Here is a 19,231-nt window from a genome sequence, read left to right as displayed (position 1 = left end):
GCTCGGAGCGCCCGACACCCACAGCGTCGTGGCAGAGGCCCACTTCGGTCAGCATAGAGCTGCTGACCGGTCAAGCCCCGGGGCGGAAGCCTGCGTAACTGTTAGTTCAGCAGGTATGCCTGCCCTACAATTTCCAGTAAGCAATAACACTTTGTAGCGCCCATCACAGTAGCGCTCTTAGTGGGGCCAACGTTGTCCCTTCCATACGCACGATCAGGAGGAAGGACGTCTCCCATGACCCAAACTCTTTCAAGCCCCAGCTGGTCCGAAGCGAACCAGCCGGACGCCGCCATGTCGCCGTTCAAGCGGTTCGCGGCGCTCCCCGAGGCAGCCGGGCTCTACAACCCGGAGCAGGAGAAGGACGCCTGCGGTCTTGCGATTATCGCCACCCTGCGCGGCGAGCCCGGCTACGACATTGTTGACGCCGCCCTTACCGCCCTGCGCAACCTCGAGCACCGCGGTGCTGTCGGCGCAGATGAGGGAACGGGTGATGGGGCCGGCCTCCTGATGCAGGTGCCGGACGAGTTCTTCCGTGCCGTCACCGAATTCGAACTTCCGGCCCCCGGCCAGTACGTGGTGGGCACCGCCTTCCTGCCTGCTGAGCAGCGCGAGGCCAACGCCGCAAAGGCCGGCATCGAGGGCCTGGCCGCCGACGAGGGACTGACGGTCCTTGGCTGGCGCGAGGTTCCCGTCGTCGCCGATCTTGTCGGTGCCATGGCGCGCGCCTGCATGCCGTACTTCTCCCAGCCGTTCTTCGCCTCGGCAACCGGCGAGCAGCTTGACCGCAACGACCTGGACGGCCGCGCCTGGCGCATCCGCAAGCGCGCCCAGAACAAGTTCGGCGTCTACTTCCCGTCGCTGTCCTCGCGGACCATCGTCTACAAGGGCATGCTGACCACGGCCCAGCTGGAGCCGTTCTACCCGGACCTTTCGGACAAGCGCTTCAAGACCAAGCTGGCGATCGTCCACTCGCGCTTCTCCACCAACACCTTCCCGTCCTGGCCGCTGGCCCAGCCGTTCCGCACCATCGCCCACAACGGCGAAATCAACACCGTCAAGGGCAACCGGAACTGGATGCGCGCCCGCCAGTCCCAGCTCGCGAACCCGCTGCTGGGCGACTCGCCGGAAGAGCTGTTCCCGATCTGCACCCCGGGCGCGTCCGACTCCGCGTCCTTCGATGAAGTGGCCGAACTGCTGTGGCTGTCCGGCCGCCCCATCACGCACTCGATCATGATGATGATCCCCGAGGCCTGGGAAAACCACGCCACGATGGATCCGGCACGCAAGGCGTTCTACGAGTACCACTCCCTCCTGATGGAACCCTGGGACGGCCCCGCCGCCGTGTCGTTCACCGACGGCGCCCTCGTGGGCGCAACCCTGGACCGCAACGGCCTGCGCCCCGGCCGCTACTGGATCACCGAGGACGGCCTGGTCGTCTTCGCCTCCGAGGTGGGCGTCATCGACGTCGAACCCTCCAAGGTGGTCAAGAAGGGCCGCGTCTCGCCCGGCAAGATGTTCCTGGTGGACACCGAGGCCGGCCGAATCATCGGCGATGACGAGGTCAAGGCCGAGGTCGCCGCGGCGAACCCCTGGGCCGAGTGGGTCAAGGACAACCTGATTGACCTCAACGAGCTGCCGGAACGCGAGCACGTGGTGCACACCGCCGCGTCCGTGAACATCCGTCAGCGGACCTTCGGCTACACCACCGAAGAGCTCAAGATCCTGCTAGGCCCGATGGCCCGCACCGGCGCCGAACCGCTGGGCGCCATGGGCTCCGACACCCCGGTGGCTGTGCTGTCAAAGCGCCCCCGCCTGCTCTTCGACTACTTCGTGCAGTCCTTCGCGCAGGTGACCAACCCGCCGCTGGACGCCATCCGTGAAGAGCTGGTCACCTCCCTGACCTGCGCCATCGGCCCCAACGGCAACCTCCTGGATACCAAGCAGGTGCGCCAGCCGCAGGTCTCCCTGCCGTTCCCGGTGATCAACAACGACCAGCTCGCGAAGATCGCCAACATCGAGAACGCCGACGGCGACAAGGTGGCCATGAAGGTCCGCGGCCTCTACCGCCCCGAGGGCGGCGAGAACGCGCTGCGTGCCCGGCTCACCGAAATCTGCGAGCAGGTGTCCGGCGCCATCAACCGCGGCGTGCAGTATGTGGTCCTGTCGGACCGCGACTCCAACGCGCAGTGGGCCCCGATCCCGTCGCTGCTGCTGGTCAGCGCCGTGCACCACCACCTGCTGCGCAGCGCCAACCGCACCAAGACCGCCCTGGTGGTCGAAGCCGGCGACGTCCGCGAGACGCACCACGTGGCCGTGCTCATCGGCTACGGTGCCTCCGCCGTCAACCCGTACCTCGCCATGGAATCCGTGGAGCAGCTGATTACCGCCGGCGACGTCGTGGGCGTGACCCCGCAGGACGGCGTCTACAACCTGATCAAGGGCCTCGGCAAGGGCGTCCTGAAGATCATGTCCAAGATGGGCATCTCCACTGTTGCGTCCTACACCGGCGCCCAGACGTTCGAAGCGCTTGGCCTGGGCCAGGAACTGGTGGACGAGTTCTTCGCCGGCACGCATTCCCAGTTGGGCGGCGTGGGCCTGGACGTCATCGCGGCAGAAGTTTCCGCGCGGCACCAGATGGCCTACCCCGAGGGCGGCATCGAGCAGCCGCACCGTCCCCTGCTGGGCGGTGGCGAGTACCAGTGGCGACGCGACGGCGAGCCGCACCTCTTCAACCCGGAGACCGTCTTCCGGCTGCAGCACGCTACGCGTGAGCGCCGCTACGACATCTTCAAGGCCTACACCAAGGGCGTGGATGACCAGTCCGAGAACCTGATGACCCTGCGCGGTCTGCTCAAGTTCAAGGACGGCGCGCGTCCCGCCGTGCCGCTCGAGGAAGTCGAGCCGGTCTCCAGCATCGTCAAGCGCTTCTCCACGGGTGCCATGAGCTACGGCTCCATCTCCAAGGAAGCCCACGAGACCCTCGCCATCGCCATGAACCGGCTGGGCGGCAAGTCCAACACCGGTGAAGGCGGTGAGGACGTGGACCGCCTGCTCGACCCCGAGCGCCGTTCCGCCGTCAAGCAGATTGCCTCGGGCCGCTTCGGCGTCACGAGCCTCTACCTGACCAACGCGGACGACATCCAGATCAAGATGGCTCAGGGTGCGAAGCCCGGCGAAGGCGGCCAGCTGATGGCCCAGAAGGTCTACCCCTGGGTTGCCCGGACGCGCCACTCGACGCCCGGCGTCGGACTCATCTCCCCGCCCCCGCACCACGACATCTACTCGATCGAGGACCTCGCGCAGCTCATCTACGATGCGAAGCGCGCGAATCCCTCGGCCCGGGTGCACGTCAAGCTCGTCTCCGAGGTGGGCATTGGCACAGTTGCCGCCGGCGTCACCAAGGCCAAGGCCGACGTCGTGCTTGTTTCCGGGCACGACGGCGGTACCGGCGCCTCGCCGCTGAACTCGCTCAAGCACGCCGGTGTTCCGTGGGAACTGGGTCTCGCAGAGACCCAGCAGACCCTCATGCTCAACGGCCTGCGCGACCGCGTAGTGGTGCAGGTGGACGGCCAGCTCAAAACCGGCCGCGACGTCGTCATCGCGGCGCTGCTAGGCGGCGAGGAATTCGGCTTCGCCACGGCACCGCTGGTGGTTGAGGGCTGCATCATGATGCGCGTCTGCCACCTTGACACCTGCCCGGTGGGCGTTGCCACGCAGAACCCCGAGCTGCGCGCCCGCTTCAGCGGCAAGCCGGAGTTCGTGGTCAACTTCTTCGAGTTCCTGGCCGAGGAAGTCCGCGAGATCCTCGCGGAGCTCGGTTTCCGGAGCATTGAGGAAGCGATCGGCCACGCCGAAATGCTGGACACCCAGGACGCCATCAGCCACTGGAAGGCCGAGGGCCTGGACCTGGATCCGATCCTGCACGGCCTCGAATTTGACGACGACGCCCCGCTGCGGAACCTGACCGGCCAGAACCACGAGCTGGACAAGCACTTCGACCAGCGGCTCATCACCATGGCCGCCGAGGCGCTGACCGACCGTGCCCCGGTGAAGATCACGGTGGACGTCATCAACACCGACCGGTCGGTGGGCACCATGCTGGGCCACGTCGTGACCAAGACGTTCGGCACGGACGTGCTGGCCACGGACACGATTGACATCACGCTGAACGGCACCGCCGGGCAGTCGCTGGGCGCCTTCCTGCCTGCCGGCATCACGCTGCGCATGTACGGCGACTCCAACGACTACGTCGGCAAGGGACTCTCCGGCGGCCGGATCATCGTCCGCCCGGACCGCACCAACGTGTTCCAGGCCGAACGCAACGTCGTTGCCGGCAACGTGATCGGCTACGGCGCCACGAGCGGCGAGCTGTTCCTGCGCGGCCAGGTGGGCGAACGCTTCCTGGTCCGCAACTCGGGTGCCACCGCGGTTGTTGAAGGCATCGGCGACCACGGCTGCGAGTACATGACCGGCGGCCAGACGCTGATCATCGGCCGCACGGGCCGCAACTTTGGCGCCGGCATGTCCGGCGGTACGGCCTACGTGCTGGACCTGCGGACTGAACGCGTCAACAAGCAGGCCCTCGAGTCCGGCGAACTCCAGCTCCTTGAGCTGGACGCCGAGGACCGCGACATCGTCCACGGCCTGCTGGTCAAGCACGTGGAGGAAACCGAATCCCAGCTGGCTGCGCGTCTGCTCGACAACTTCGACGACACCGCTGCCCGCATTACCAAGGTGCTGCCGCGTGACTACGCTGCAGTGCTGCAAACCCGTCTTGACGCCATCGAAGAGGGCCTTGACCCCGACGGCGAAGAAGTATGGTCTAGAATCCTGGAGGTGACCGGTGGCTGATCCACGCGGATTTCTGAAAGTACGTCAGCGTGAAACCCAGCCGCGCCGTCCCGTTCCCGTCCGCATCATGGACTGGAAGGAAGTTTACGAGGCCCAGGAAAAGGGTGTCCTGAAGAGCCAGGCCGGCCGCTGCATGGACTGCGGCGTGCCGTTCTGCCACCAGGGCTGCCCCCTGGGGAACCTGATTCCCGAGTGGAACGACCTCATGTGGCGGGACAAGGGCGAGGAAGCGATTGAGCGGCTGCACGCCACCAACAACTTCCCCGAGTTCACCGGCCGGCTCTGCCCCGCCCCGTGCGAGGCGTCCTGTGTGCTGGGCATCAACCAGCCCGCGGTGACCATCAAGCAGGTGGAGGTGTCCATCATCGATGAGGCCTTCGACAACGGCTGGGTCAACCCGCTGCCGCCGCACCGTCTCACCGGCAAGACGGTCGCCGTCGTCGGTTCCGGCCCTGCCGGCCTGGCGGCTGCACAGCAGCTGACCCGCGTGGGCCACACCGTGGCCGTCTACGAACGGGACGACAAGATCGGCGGCCTGCTGCGCTACGGCATCCCCGACTTCAAGATGGAAAAAGAGCAGGTGGACCGCCGGCTCGAGCAGATGAAGGCGGAAGGCACCCGCTTCCGCACCGGCGTCGCCGTCGGTACGGACGTCACCTGGGAGCAGCTGCGCCGGCGCTACGACGCCGTGGTCATTGCCACGGGCGCCACCGTGCCGCGGGACCTTCCCATCCCGGGCCGCGACCTCGACGGCGTGCACTTCGCCATGGATTACCTCGTACCCTCCAACCGCGTGGTGGCAGGGGAGACGCCGGAGAACCACATCGACGCCCGCGGCAAGCACGTCGTCATCCTTGGCGGCGGCGACACCGGTGCGGACTGCATCGGGACGGCCCACCGCCACCAGGCAGCCTCGGTGACCACCCTGGCCATCGGCAAGCAGCCCCCGGTGGAGCGCGCCGGCCACCAGCCGTGGCCGACGTTCCCCACCCTCTTCGAGGTCGCCAGTGCCCACGAGGAAGGCGGTGAGCGCACGTACCTCGCCTCCACCGTTGAGTTTGTGGGCGAGGACGGCAAGCTGACCGGCGTCAAGGTGGCAGAGACTGAATTCGTGGACGGCAAGCGCCTCCCCAAGGCAGGCACCGAGCGGATCATCCCCGCCGACCTGGTCTTCCTGTCGCTGGGCTTCACCGGACCTGAACCGGCAGGCATCACCGAGCAGGTCAGCGCCGAGTTCGACGGACGCGGCAACGTGGCCCGCGACGGCTACTACATGACCAACACCGAGGGTGTCTTCGTGGCAGGCGATGCCGGCCGCGGACAGTCCCTGATCGTGTGGGCCATCGCCGAAGGCCGTGCCGCCGCGGCGGCGGTGGACAAATATCTGATGGGAAGCACCATCCTTCCTGCGCCTGTGGCTCCGACGGACCGCGCCATAGCCGTCCTGTAGCGCCGACCCGGAGATGGAATTCATCTCCGCGACAACTTAAACAATGCAAGTGACAAATAGGGTAGGTATATGAGACGCGCAAAGATTGTGGCCACCTTCGGACCGGCCATTGCCAGCTATGAAAACACCCTCGCGGTGCTGGAAGCCGGCGTTGATGTAGCCCGCATGAACATGAGCCACGGCGACTACTCCGTGCATGACAACACCTATGAGAATGTCCGCAAGGCCGCGTCCGATCTGGGCAAGGCTGTGGCCATCATGGCCGACCTGCAGGGACCCAAGATCCGCCTGGGCCGCTTCGTGGACGGTCCCCACGAGCTGGCGGTGGGTGACATCTTCACGATCACCACCGAGGACGTACCCGGCACCAAGGAGATCTGCTCCACAACGCTCAAGAGCCTCACCGAGGACGTCAACGAGGGCGACGCCCTGCTGATTGACGACGGCAAGGTTGCGCTGCGCGCCATCGAGGTCGACGACGTCAAGGTTGTGGCCAAGGTGACCGTGGGCGGCTTCGTGTCGAACAACAAGGGCATCAACCTCCCCGGTGTTGCCGTCAACGTCCCCGCACTGAGCGAAAAGGACGAGGACGATCTCCGCTGGGCCATGCGCCGCGGCGTAGACCTCGTAGCCCTGTCCTTCGTCCGTGACGCCTCAGACATCAAGCGCGTCCACGAGATCATGGACGAAGAAGGCCGCCGCGTTCCGGTGATTGCCAAGATCGAAAAGCCGCAGGCCGTGGAACAGCTCCACGAGATCATCGACGCGTTTGACGCGATCATGGTGGCCCGAGGTGACCTGGGCGTGGAGCTTCCGCTCGAGGAAGTGCCGATCGTGCAGAAGCGTGCCATCGAACTGGCACGCCGCTGGGCCAAGCCGGTCATCGTGGCTACCCAGGTGCTGGAGTCCATGATCGACAACCCGCGCCCGACCCGTGCGGAGGCCTCCGACTGCGCCAACGCCGTGCTCGACGGCGCCGACGCAGTGATGCTGTCCGGCGAGACCAGCGTGGGCAAGTACCCGATCGAGACGGTCAAGGTCATGGCCCGGATCATCGAGTCCACCGAGGAGCACGGCCTGGAGCGCGTCCCCCCGCTGGGCACCAAGCCCAAGACCCGTGGTGGCGCGATCACCCGTGCCGCCGTCGAAATCGCCGACCAGCTGGACGCCAAGTACATCTGTACGTTCACGCAGTCCGGTGACTCGGCACGCCGCCTGTCCCGCCTGCGCCCGATCAAGCCGGTTTTCGCGTTCACTCCGGTGGAGCAGGTGTGGAACCAGCTGGCGCTGACCTGGGGCATCCAGCCGCAGCTGGTTGCCATGGTGGGCCACACGGATGAGATGACCGCACAGGTGGACCGCAGCCTGCTGGACATGGGACTGGTGGAAGACGGCGACCTCGTGGTCATCGCTGCCGGTTCCCCTCCCGGAAAGGCCGGTTCCACCAACTCGCTGAAGGTCCACAAGGTGGGCGACCTCGCCGACACTCCGCGCCTCGGCGAAGCCGCCGAGAAGAAGGAAAAGCTCGGCCCGTGGCCTGAAAAGAAGAAGAAGAACAGGGCTGCAGCCGCTCCGGCTGAGTAGCTAGGTCCTGAAGGGGAGGATTCCCGCCATCGGTTCATTGGTGGCGGGGGTCCTCCTTTTTTGTTTTGTGTTTTTGGCACGGAAAACGGAAGGACCCCGGCAGGTTGCCGGGGTCCTTCCGCTTTGTGTAGCTTGTTGGCTAGTTGACCTGGTTGATGATGGTCTCGGCCACTTCGCGCATGCTGAGGCGGCGGTCCATCGAGGTCTTCTGGATCCAGCGGAAAGCTTCCGGCTCCGTCAGGCCCATCTTGGTGGTCAGCAGGCTCTTGGCGCGTTCCACGAGCTTGCGGGTGGCGAACTGCTCCTGCAGGTCGGTGACCTCGCTTTCGAGGGCCTTGATCTCCTCGTGCCGGGACAGGGCGATCTCCAGGGCGGGGATCAGGTCGGCCGGGGTGAACGGCTTCACCACGTAGGCCATGGCGCCGGCGTCGCGGGCGCGCTCCACCAGTTCCTTCTGGCTGAAGGCGGTCAGCAGCACCACGGGGGCGATGCGCGCCTTGACGATCTTCTCGGCTGCCGAGATGCCGTCCATAACGGGCATCTTGACGTCCATGAGGACCAGGTCCGGCTTGAGCTCCTCGGCCAGCTGCACGGCCTTCTCACCGTTGTCAGCCTCGCCGATGACGTCGTAGCCTTCGCCGCGCAGGATTTCGATGATGTCCAGGCGGATGAGGGTTTCGTCTTCGGCCACAATTACGCGGCGCGCCGGCTGGGACGTTTTGTTTGACTCCGTCGGTTCTGACACGGGATCTCCTTGAAAAGGTACGGCGGGACTATGACTATCTTAGTTGGGCCCCGCGCTTGTACTTGGATCGGCATGGCTTGTTGCGACGGCGGTGGCGCGATTCTGGGTTTTAGCCTATCTCCATGTAGAGTAAATCCGCGCACTGGTAGTGGCTGCGTTGATCACACTTAGCTGTGAGCCCACGATTGTTACTCCGTGTACTCCGCGCCCGAGTGGCGGAATTGGCAGACGCGCCGCACTCAAAATGCGGTATCGAAAGGTGTGTGGGTTCGAGTCCCACCTCGGGCACGCATGACCCCTCGTCAGAGGGGTTTTTGCTTTAATGTGTGGACATTGTCCCTCGGCGGGTCCCTCTGGCACTGGCCGCGGTCTGTAGCTGGCGCCGCGGTCGCCTGTTCGGTTGTGGGGGAGCGGGTTCAGGGTCTTGGCTGGTGGGCCCTTCGCTTGCTGGAATCTGGGGTATGTGCCGTCCTATCTGGCTGTTCCGGTGGCCAGTCGCTGGCCGTCACTCATTCATGGCCAAGGCTTGTGGTGACGACATGACGAAGCTGAATTTCTCGAGGATTTTCCTCGGATAGCTGCTTTCTGCGAGCCAGGTAGCGTGCGCTCATCGCGTGTTTGTCCGGCCAAAGGGCGTGTGCACTTTGTGCACACGTTTGTGCACGGCGGCTTTTCGGCCTGCATTTTGATCCCTTCCTCCTGGTTCTGCCTTCACTACTTCATGCAGTTCTCTGTTTCAGGCGACATGACTTTGCGCCTGGATCGTCGGCGTCGTTGGACGTTTCTGTCAGCGGGAACCTCTATCTGTGGCCGGCGTGCGAGCCGTCGACAGTGCGAAGGTGTGTGGGATCCGGACTCTTCTTCCGGGGGCGGTCCTGGTTTGGTTCATCCGTAAGACCTGTCCGTAGTTGGACGCGCGTCTATCGTTTTCATCGCAGGGCGGGACTCAGGATGTCGTGCCGGAACCGACCCAGGGCGACCGTAGTACCGGTTTGCGGTGACCGGAAGCAGGCGCTGGCTTGTTCCTTTACTTTGAACCGCTGATCGCTGGGCATCCTTAGCCATTTAACAGGCGAACCGGTCAGGTCGGTCGGGTTGCCTCGGGACAGGGGCTCCCTGATTGAAAGGAGCCAGTGACCAAGTTCCGGATTGTAGTCGTGCCACCGCCAGGGGTAGGCGTCGAGCGTTACTTCGGGAAAGTGGCCAAGGACGTCGCCGTGCCAGTTGACGGGTTGTTGGCCTCCGAAGTTGAAAAGCCGTACCTGGTGCCATAGCAGTCTTGGTTCCACGCCTCTTTCTGTCCAGCTAATTCGACTGTAGCTATGACATCGGACACTCGTGCGGGTCCAGCCCGTTCCAATCCGTCATGGCACAGCCTCGGCGCTCGATCCGGACGAATGGGAGTTTTGCGATTGCTCTCCCAGCAAGTGGCGCGCCTCTTCGAGCAACTGTTCGAGTGGAGCAAGGCGACTCTGCACGAGGATTTCTGTTGTCCCCTACGAGCAGCCCAAGAAGAGTTGGCACGAGGACGTATCCCAGGATCGAGATTGACAACGCAATCATCGGTGCGTCCTTGGCTAGCTCCGCTGATGGCGAAGATACTCCGATTAACAGGTCCCAGGACGGAGCTACGGGACAATATTCAAGTCGACCCCGAGGTGGTTCAAGCCTTGCTCGGACATCGTGATAACGCAGCAGTAACGCCGCAGTGGCAAGATCCGAATCGTTCACCGATTGAATTCCGAGAGAGGACGACAGTGGGAGCGCTGACACAGATCAAGCTCATTCGAAACAACTCTCCGTACGAGGCCCAGGTCGAGCAGAACGAGGCCGGGAAGTTTGATGTGGTTCCGGCGAACGGCGGTAGTATCCCCTACGACGACCGTGTTCCTTGGGCAGCGACCGAGACTGAGTTCTACGCCAGACACATGGCAGTCAGACTCAGGGTCCCCGACCCCAAGCCAGACATCGTTTGGGCGATCTGGCAACGAAACGTCGACCACGACGATCGGGTGCGTGCTTCTCGCAACGAGGAAATTGCGCTATGGGCTGACCCTGGCGCACCGATTGCTGGACGCTCCGAAGTTCGTGGGAGTCGGGCAATATACATCGACTCGAGCGGCGATATCAGCATGGATGCGACGGGCTGATACTACCAACCGGAGAGGATCTGCAATTACATGCAATACGTACTATTGGCGGACTGGCGGCCGAGCACCGACAATGATCAGGAAAAGAACGCGCGAGCACTCCGGTCGAAATGGACTTATCCAGAAGGCGTGCGACCGATCCTCGAGCTGTGGCCTGCGAGCGGATCACCTGCAGTGATTGTAGCGTTCGAGGCCGATGACACTGGCTCTGTGGACGCCGTACGAAACGCGTGGGAAGAGTATTTTCACATCAGAATCAGCCCAGCCATTACTTCGGAGGAGGGGCTTCAGCTGGAACCAGAAGAGCTGGCGCGTTGGCATCTGCAGCCATTCATCTGACCAGGTGGCAAAGAGTTTCCTTGCCCTCGGCTGCCCCGACGTCGCCCGACGACCGGCATGGCAGCGCTCGTTCCTGCCGAGGATCTGGGGTTGCACATGGCAAGCAAAGCTGCCCCATACGCGAACCCTCGGAGGACGCGCCGCTCAGACTGTAGCGGCCTATCAGATCTCAGCCCTACTAGCGGTAGAGGATTCCCCCGACGTGGCCCCTCACGCCGGCGGAGATCGAATCGCCGCCTCCAGCAGGTCAGTAACGCCGGTGACAAGCAGATCGCTAAAGCATAAGGAGAGCAGTGTGGGAGACGACCCGCTGGCAATGAAGGTCAAATGGGCCGACCGGGAGCGAGAGAGAGGTCCGCGTTGACCACTTCACCTTATCCTGAGGACGAGCGGATCCGCGCACTCTTCGCTGGCACGGCCTCTTTCGAAGCCCTTAACCCCGACGACTTTCAGGGCGACGACAGAGCATTGCTGGAGCGCTTCCTCCGGTTGCGAGAGGGGCCACCCGTCGATAAGACGGCACGCCTTCGGAAGGACTACCGATGACCGTGACGATTCAGCCGAATATGTATAGGCCCAGACTTCTAATAGATCTTGCCAAGATCGTCCCTTCGACCCAGCTGTCGGTCGACCTGTTCGGCACCGTCGCGGTCACGAACCCAACGACGGTAATGGGTCAGTTACTCCACGCGCTGACCCAGAGTTCGGTCCGGGTCTTACTCGTGGGCGACGAGGGTGGGTCAAAATTCGTACTTAATGGACAAGTGGTCGAGTTACGCGGCGTTGGCGGGATCACTCAAGCAGATGCCAACCCTGCGACAGTGATTTTGGTGGGGTACGACGTTACCCAGTGTTACGGCAACGGCTATCAAGTGCGCGGATCTGATGGTTCACTCATCCCATTTCCAGGGCATGTCCTGCTGGCACACGAGCTCGCCCACGCAGCGCAGATCACCAGCGGCCAGTTCACAACTGTAGAGGCCGCTGAGCGCTTCGCCGTGACTGAAGAGAACAAAGTCCGGAAGTTGTTCGGCCTGCCCCTGCGCGACGTGTCATCGTTCCCGGCATTGGTCGACGGAGGGTGCGCCGCGCCGCCGCCGAAGCCTGCTACGCCACCGCGGTCCAGTGGTTGTTTTCTGGCGATGGCGGCCCTTGGCACCGGTTTGCAGCTTTCCGTCGTGGAACTGCGAAAGTTCCGGGAGGAGGCGTTGAGATCCAGCCGCTACGGCCGCGCCTTCTGGGATGAGTTCTTTCCTGTATATGCAAACGTAAGCCAGCCGATTGTCCAAGCAATGGAGGATGACCCGCGGGTCCGCGAGCTCACGCGTTGGGCCATCGTGACGCCGCTGGTGCACTACTTGCGCATCGCGCGCATGTTTCCAGACGCGGACCCCTCGAGCGCAGACGAGCCTTGGCGTACATTCCTCATTGAGCTGCGAACGATGCTCTCGGAGTTCGCGGAGCCCCTACCCCTCCCGTACGACTTGGGAGGTGTCCCGCCCGCCGAGGCGGCATCTGACATAGCCATTGCGCTGCGGTTTATACTCCGTGACGAGGACAGCCGCCAGACGTGGCTCCGTGACCTGCGCCAGCGCGGTCAGATCCCCCTGTCCGGCAACGACACGGACTTGGCTGAGGCCCGTCGCGTCCTCCGCCGAGCGGGAATTCCGAAGGGCGAGATCCACGGCCTGGTACCCCGGCATCGAGTTGGAGCTGCCGCAGAAGGCGACACCCTCGGTGTTGCAGATCCGGCACCCCCGGCGCTCACTGGTTTCGGTAAGGTGCACGTTGCGACCAGTGCCCCGGCCGACAGGAGCAGATGGATCTACACCGTCACCCTGAGGAACAGCACCACCGACACGTTCCAGAAAGTCCGTTGTTTCTATCTGGTCAAGCCAGGCAACCCTGACAACATGGGCGTCACGGAAGTCGGCGTCATCAATCCGGGTGATGTGGTGGTCTTTCCCTTATCTGTCTGCTCCGACCTCCTGTCCTACACATTGGAGGGTGAGTTCGTCGAGGAAGGCGGAGCCAGCGGGACATTCGAGTGGCCGGGGCAGGGGCCTATGACGCCGGCACGGGCCAGCGTTGTGAATCCCACGGACACTTTTCCATGTGAAGACAGTTTTCAGTTCACGTTCTGAGAATGTTCAAGCTCGTGTAGTGGAAGTCGGGAGATGTGATGACGGATCGTAGGGTGATCGCAGCTATTCGGGACATCAGAGGGCGAGTTCAGGGGCTAGCTAACGGCGCCGAGGATTGGTCCCCCGTCAGTTCCGACCGAGCCATTAGTCATATCCTCACCGGCCTGCACTCGTATTACACCGGAGATCCTGCGGACCGTCACACCGTCGTGGTCGTAAGCGGACCGCGAGGTCGCTATCTGAGGTCGAGTCACGACACGAAGACTGAAAACAACCTTGACAGTCTTCCGAACGAACTCGACGCGGCGGCGGGGGACGTCTTCATCGAAGTCGCCCAGGATGCCCTCGAGCGCGCCCTCGCTGCAATGCACGCAGCTGAGTCGATAGGGCACAAGGTAGTCATCGCTATTGAGGGCCAAATAGTCGAACTGAACCTGGGTAGCCACGAGCTTTCTGCGATGGCGATGGACGGCGAGATCGCCACAGCGACGATAAGAGTCCCTGTTGTGGCATGGCTTCGCCGAGCCGACAATTCAGGAGACCCCGGCAACTCGGCGCGAGGGACGGTCACAGCTGTAGTTCAATGCTACTTCCTCGTCGAAGATGACCACGAGCTTTCAATAGTTACCGACTGGTCACAGGCCCCATTGGACGCTTCCGCGATCAGCGGTGACAACGCCGAGACTGAGCGACTGGCCGCAGAGGCATTGACGGAGTGGGCGAAGTCAGCTGCCGGTGGACGATTCGTAGTCAAAGATCGGGATGTAGGATTGAGCGATCTTTCCAGTCCCGTGCTCTCATTCGTCTCCTCCGGCGGTCAAATGCGCGCACGAATCACTGGCAATTTAGACAGTCGATTCGTGTCGGGTCCTCCTCCTGCCCTAGCAGTAGGCGACTGGTCGCTCGGTCTACAATCGGACAACGTGGAACGTCGCATCGTCACAGCGCTCGGAGATCAGCTCGGCGGAATCCCCCCTCCATACGGCCCTGGCGAGGTGCCGATCAATGCCGAGTTGACCCTCACCAGCTTCGACGCGGACCTCCGTAATGGAGGAATCGTGTTCTCCGGGAGCAGCCGCAGCCAAAGCGTGCCACCGGTCTCCGCCACGTTCATCGTCGACGTCTCCCTCCTAGACGCCGGCTCCGCCCGGGTAACGGCCAAGATTGAGTCGGTTGCGGTCACCGTGAACGAGTGGTACGCACATGTCGCAGACTTCTTCGCCGGAGGTACGATCCGCAAATTGATCGCGCATACCGTTCGGCAGAGCTTCGATCCAGCAGTTAGCGGCATCGGCACACTCCTTCGGAGCCCCGCAGCTCGCAGCATCGCTGCGCTGGGGACTGATGCCCGAGTGCAGCTGGGGGTCCGATTATCCAGCATCAACGTCCAGCGCCACGGAGTCGTCGTGTCGGGGACGGTGAACAGCCCAAGCAGCCGTGCCCCCCAGGCGCGGGTACATGCCCAGTCCATTGACGCCGGACGGGTGCGCCTGTACGCCATGGATTCGTGGGCTCCGGGAGGACGACTGGAAGCTGTCGAATTCGACTTTGGGGACGGCAAGTCCGAGCAACTCGGAGGCCCCAACCTTGCCCTCGTCACAACTCACCAATACCTCCCCGGGCGTTATACGGCCGTGCTCAAGGTGACAGACATTAGCGGCGGAATGGCCATGAAGAGTGCAACTTTTACTGTCCGATGAAGCTGTGTGTGTACCAGGAACAGGATCTCGGCCGGCAGGTCGACGCACTATGTGGCGCGGGCACCCCCGCCGGCGGCCGGGATGGCTGCAGTGCAAGTCCTGTGTCGAGCATCTGCGGGCTTAGGTTCCGGGTTGCCGTATGGCTCAGTTCCAGCGGCCGCGTCGGCCTCGACACCACCACAATTGGAACTGAAACGGGCCACTAGAGACCCGTCTTCAGTTGGTCGATCAGCCCGGAACGCGAGAAGGACGGTTATTCGAGGTAATTCTTGGCGGACTTGACTGCCTGCTCGTTCCAGTTAGCTACTTCGACGCAGAAGCGAGCTTGACCAGGTTTGCTCACTCTGTACTCGGCCTGCGCCGGCTTCAAGCCCTCGTAGAACATTGGCCGAGCTTCTCACTTAGATGTGGCCGCAGTGCGTCGGCTCAATACACCTAGTTGTCCAGCGGAAGGGGTTTTCTTCAAGTCACCGCCCGCGGTGGCACTTACCTACATTTCTCGAAACGCCATCCTTGGTGTCGCTCGTTCAAGACGATGAGGAATATTGAGGACTCGTGCTAGAAACTGGGGAACTCACCCCGGGGAAAGGTTTCCTTAGGAACCATGGCTCATGGAAATTGGGCACGAATCATGCATGTGATGTCGAATTCTTTCGATTGGGATGTTTCCATACCAAGCCGTTGCGGGCGACTCGAGATTGCCACATTCGGGAAGGAGTTTCTACTGTTTGCTGGCGAACAGGGATCCGGTCTATGCCCTTCCACGACCACCACGTGCATGTGTCCTGGATCCAGTTCCAGGACCGAGGCTGCCAAGGTTCGCCGCTGCGCGGTTCAGGCTGCCTCCCCCTGCTGACATCGACAAGCCTGACCGTCCATGATGGTCCCAGCAGCGCCTTGACTCCGGCCCTCGTTTCGTGAGGTTGGCCAAGTGAGGCACGTGCCCCACTTCGCGAGCACTATTCGTAAGTCTCGTCGGATCATTGACATGACTCGTGAAACTGCGGATCCTCGTTCGTAGATCTGTCCCAGATCTCTAGAGCCACTGGATTTGGGGGTAACCATGGGCAACGGTGACTATGGTGATTTTCAGTTAAGCCTGTTTCAGTCATGGCAACTTCTCTGCGGCGCCAATATCGTGCACGTCGCAGCCCGCCAACAGCGGCTGGTTACGGCGCTGGCCTTAAATGGACCGCGCCCCCGGAGCTATCTGGTGGGGCTACTATGGCCGGAGCATTCTGAGTCGCGAGCCATGGAAAGCCTGCGTGTGAGCCTGCATCTCATTTCAAGGCAGGTGCCTGGCCTGTTGATCAATGGCGGGGGTGTGCTATCACTCAGCGAACTGGTGGACGTCGACCTTCACCGCGTCCGGTCGCAAATCCGGCATCTGAGCCAAGTCGGGCTCAACGGTGATGCTGCTTCTTGCCTTCACGAGTTACGATATGCGGAACTTCTCCCAGGCTGGTATGAAGACTGGGTTATTTTTGAGCAAACCCGACTTAGACATGACCGTCTGCACGCCCTTCTCGTGATAGCCCGAGAGTCGCTGGCACGGTGCGAATACGAGGTGGCACTGGAAGCCTCCGAGGCAGCGCTGGAGCTTGAACCACTCTACGAAAGAGCGGTTGGACTCCTAATTCAGGCTGAGCGGCTGCAGGGTAACAACGCCTCAGCACTTCGGGCCTTCGAGAAGTACGAAGCGCAGCTGAAGACGGACATGCGGATTGCTCCATCAGAAGCGATTCGAAGGCTTGTTGCCGATGTTCGGTGAGGGGCAACGGAACGGAATGAGAGACACCTTTCCATGGCCCGGGCCACCGACACGCAGGCGGCTCTAGTTGGGCCATGCTGATCCTCCGCGGCCGACAACGACGGCGCTTGGAGAGTCCCGCGGTACGGTTTCGCCGATCTTGCTCATAATCTTCGGATCTGTGCCCTTTAGCCGCCTGAAGAGCCAGGCTGGGCCGAGAGCCACTCACGCACGATACTTAGGACCTCGTCTGGGTCGGCGGTGGCAGCCGTGTTGGCTTCACCGTCGGGACCCTGACCATACATTACCCTGGCGCGGAATCCGGAAACCTGGTCCGGCTCGTACCAGGTACGAATGACTAGCGTGCCCATAGGGGGCATCGCCGCGCCTGCCCCGTCTTGCCCGGATATTCCTGACGAACGATCATCGCTTATCACGGCAATTCACCTTACTCTCAGTCTGCGATCACCCACCTGCGGGACAATCGCGGAGTCTCCATGCCCGGGGCCGCCTCGTCTGTCCGCCGACAGTGGCCCGGCGAGTTCTGCCAAGGAAGACCCGAGGACCGGCATGCGCCGGCAATCTTGATCCTGCTGCACATGAATCAGGACTTCACCAACGTTCGCAAAAGGTTTGCTCAAGATTGCTGGCTGAGACGATCGTGCGAGGACCCGAATGCGCGTTGTCTCATAGGACGCTTCGTTGTTTGTCGCTTCGGCTCTTGAGACCGCTTCAGACATCAGTATGATCCCCCAAATATGGTCATGTGACAAATTTAGTCATATGACCATCGAATGTGCAAATCTATTCGACATTCCAATGGATTACCTTTGTATTCCATTAGGACCTGCAGCCGTGAGGCCTTTATTAGCGTCTTTAGGTGACTTCCGCATTACTGGTGCGCTGCGTGGTTTCAATGATGGCGCTCTTCGAGGGTCGAGCTTGAACACGCTACTTGAGCCCCTTGCTGAGCTTCCTGCCGGTCAAAGGGCGCGGCGCCTCGACTCCATGAAATGCAGGCATTCAGCGACGACGAGGATCCGGTCAGTAGCGTTCTCCCAGCAAAACGGTGGATTGTCTTTGAGACGACTCTCCCCAGCGACGCCGGTAGGTACTGCCTGCATGATGGCCACAGGTATGAGCTTGACCGTCAGCGTTCTCCCGCTGCCGGGCAACTTGCATCCTGGGCGGCACCCGGGTCCAGTGAGATGCCGGCCGGGTCGAAGCCACGGAGGCACGGCCCGAGAACCGCTGACCGAAATCCAGGCAGGCGCTCGAATGTCGTGCCGCCCGGTAACGCGGCAGTAACGTCCCACTTGGCAGGCTGATCACGAGAGAGGGAACCCTGCCCGTCTCATGTACCCATGGGGATGACGTGACGCAAGCCATTGATGCAGATGTGCCGCCGCTCGAGGTAGGGCAATGGGCCGACGCGATCGGCAACCGGGAAGCGGAGGCGCCAGCGGAGGAGGGCGGGGAGGAGGAAGTCGCTCGCATAACGGTCCGCCCGGACGAAGACGTCGACGTGAGGTCCGCCGGTCCGATGATGCGATTGTTGTCGTAGCCCGGGGTCGCCGCCCCGGCGAGCACCGCTTTCCCCGTCCACTGGAGACTGTCGATCTCAGCAGGGCGAACGTGCAGACTGGCCTGTATGCCACCGACGGGTTTGCTAGCCCGTACCGCCCCCTCCATGTGTTCCCCGATGAGCTCTCCCACGAGCTTCAGTCGCCCCCTAGATTTCCATCTGGGCTGGGCGTCGTCGCTGACGGTGAAGAACGCGGCGACCCTACTGCCGTCTTCGCGCCGGATTCGAGGTTCACGTTCTCCGATACCTCGTTTCCGTGGTCTGCCTGCGGCATCGTGAACACCGCTGCAGGATGGGGTTCCGGGGTGATGGTGGGCCCGCGTCACATGATGACAGCCAGCCACGTCGTCAATTGGGGGCCGAACAATACTGCCGGCTGGATGAGGTTCACCCCCCTCCGGTTCGATGAGAGTGAGCCTTTCGGACGTGCCGGTGTTACACGCGTCTATTGGTGGAACCAAGCGAATGCGGGAGACGGTATCTCTGCTGACGAGTGCGCATTCGACTACGTGATATGTGTTCTGGACCGCCGTCTGGGAGACACCGTTGGTTGGATGGGATCGAGAGCATACGCGACGTCGTGGAATGGAGGCGCGCATTGGGCTCATGTTGGGTATCCGTCAGACCTGGCCGGAGGTGTGCGGCCTGCTTTCATCGGTAATGGCGCCTTCGACAGCGACTCTACCCGCACCATCGGTGGACGCGATTCTCTCGGGCTCCGTCACCGGATTGACGCCGTCCCAGGGCAGTCCGGCGGGCCCTACTTCGGGTGGTGGGCCGGCGACCCGTGGCCTCGTGTCGTCGCGTCGCAAAGCGCAGAGAATTGGGGCGGCACGGGAGGGCCGAACACCAGTGGCGGCGGCAACCCGCTTCCGGAACTAATCAGTCATGCGCTGAACGTCGAGCCGTGAGTCCATGATCCACGTATTGGCT

At 62.6% G+C, this 19,231-nt stretch carries 10 protein-coding genes and 1 tRNA gene; 10 read left to right on the top strand and 1 reads right to left on the bottom strand.

Annotated features, from left to right (window positions below):
- The first annotated feature begins 234 nt into the window (after window positions 1-234).
- The 3 genes from gltB to pyk all read left to right on the top strand — a co-directional run bounded on the left by gltB (window position 235) and on the right by pyk (window position 7,885).
- On the top strand, window positions 235-4,851 hold the full coding sequence (gene gltB, locus J7I85_RS03900) for a glutamate synthase large subunit (RefSeq protein ID WP_214846840.1): 4,617 nt from the start codon (window positions 235-237) through the stop codon (window positions 4,849-4,851).
- Entirely contained in the window at window positions 4,844-6,301 is a 1,458-nt protein-coding gene (locus J7I85_RS03895) for a glutamate synthase subunit beta (protein WP_214846833.1), read from the top strand. The genes gltB and J7I85_RS03895 overlap by 8 nt, the downstream gene beginning before the upstream one ends.
- A 69-nt stretch (window positions 6,302-6,370) precedes the next feature.
- Entirely contained in the window at window positions 6,371-7,885 is a 1,515-nt protein-coding gene (pyk, locus tag J7I85_RS03890) for a pyruvate kinase (RefSeq protein WP_214846831.1), read from the top strand.
- A gap of 139 nt (window positions 7,886-8,024) precedes the next feature.
- Here pyk and J7I85_RS03885 read toward each other — a convergent pair whose 3' ends face one another.
- Complete coding sequence (locus J7I85_RS03885; RefSeq protein WP_102973101.1) at window positions 8,025-8,630, bottom strand: ANTAR domain-containing response regulator; 606 nt, start codon at window positions 8,628-8,630, stop codon at window positions 8,025-8,027.
- 206 nt (window positions 8,631-8,836) lie between these two features.
- On the opposite strand from J7I85_RS03885, the gene J7I85_RS03880 reads away from it, so the two are divergent.
- The 7 genes from J7I85_RS03880 (at window position 8,837) to J7I85_RS03850 (ending at window position 18,277) form a co-directional block, all read left to right on the top strand.
- Window positions 8,837-8,918 (top strand) — tRNA-Leu (locus J7I85_RS03880).
- Between the two features lie 1,301 nt (window positions 8,919-10,219).
- Window positions 10,220-10,780, top strand: a complete 561-nt coding sequence (locus tag J7I85_RS03875) for a hypothetical protein (RefSeq protein WP_214846829.1) — start codon at window positions 10,220-10,222, stop codon at window positions 10,778-10,780.
- Between the two features lie 30 nt (window positions 10,781-10,810).
- Window positions 10,811-11,119, top strand: a complete 309-nt coding sequence (locus J7I85_RS03870; RefSeq protein ID WP_214846827.1) for a DUF3303 domain-containing protein — start codon at window positions 10,811-10,813, stop codon at window positions 11,117-11,119.
- Window positions 11,120-11,661: 542 nt separating this feature from the next.
- Complete coding sequence (locus J7I85_RS03865; RefSeq protein WP_214846825.1) at window positions 11,662-13,263, top strand: CFI-box-CTERM domain-containing protein; 1,602 nt, start codon at window positions 11,662-11,664, stop codon at window positions 13,261-13,263.
- A 53-nt stretch (window positions 13,264-13,316) separates the two neighbouring features.
- Window positions 13,317-14,963: a PKD domain-containing protein gene (locus J7I85_RS25715; RefSeq protein WP_214846823.1), complete on the top strand. Its 1,647-nt coding sequence runs from the start codon at window positions 13,317-13,319 to the stop codon at window positions 14,961-14,963.
- Window positions 14,964-16,026: 1,063 nt separating this feature from the next.
- Window positions 16,027-16,734 (top strand): bacterial transcriptional activator domain-containing protein, encoded by a 708-nt coding sequence (locus tag J7I85_RS03855; RefSeq protein WP_214846821.1) that lies wholly within the window; start codon window positions 16,027-16,029, stop codon window positions 16,732-16,734.
- A 1,354-nt stretch (window positions 16,735-18,088) separates the two neighbouring features.
- The gene (locus tag J7I85_RS03850; protein ID WP_214846819.1) at window positions 18,089-18,277 is read left to right on the top strand and encodes a hypothetical protein; all 189 of its coding nucleotides are present in this window, start codon (window positions 18,089-18,091) and stop codon (window positions 18,275-18,277) included.
- Window positions 18,278-19,231 lie beyond the last annotated feature (954 nt).

The sequence above is a fragment of the Arthrobacter sp. ISL-65 genome (genome assembly GCF_018613795.1).
GTDB lineage: Bacteria > Actinomycetota > Actinomycetes > Actinomycetales > Micrococcaceae > Arthrobacter.
The sequence above is the reverse complement of the archived record's forward strand: the minus strand, read 5'-3'. Positions and strand labels throughout refer to the sequence as shown.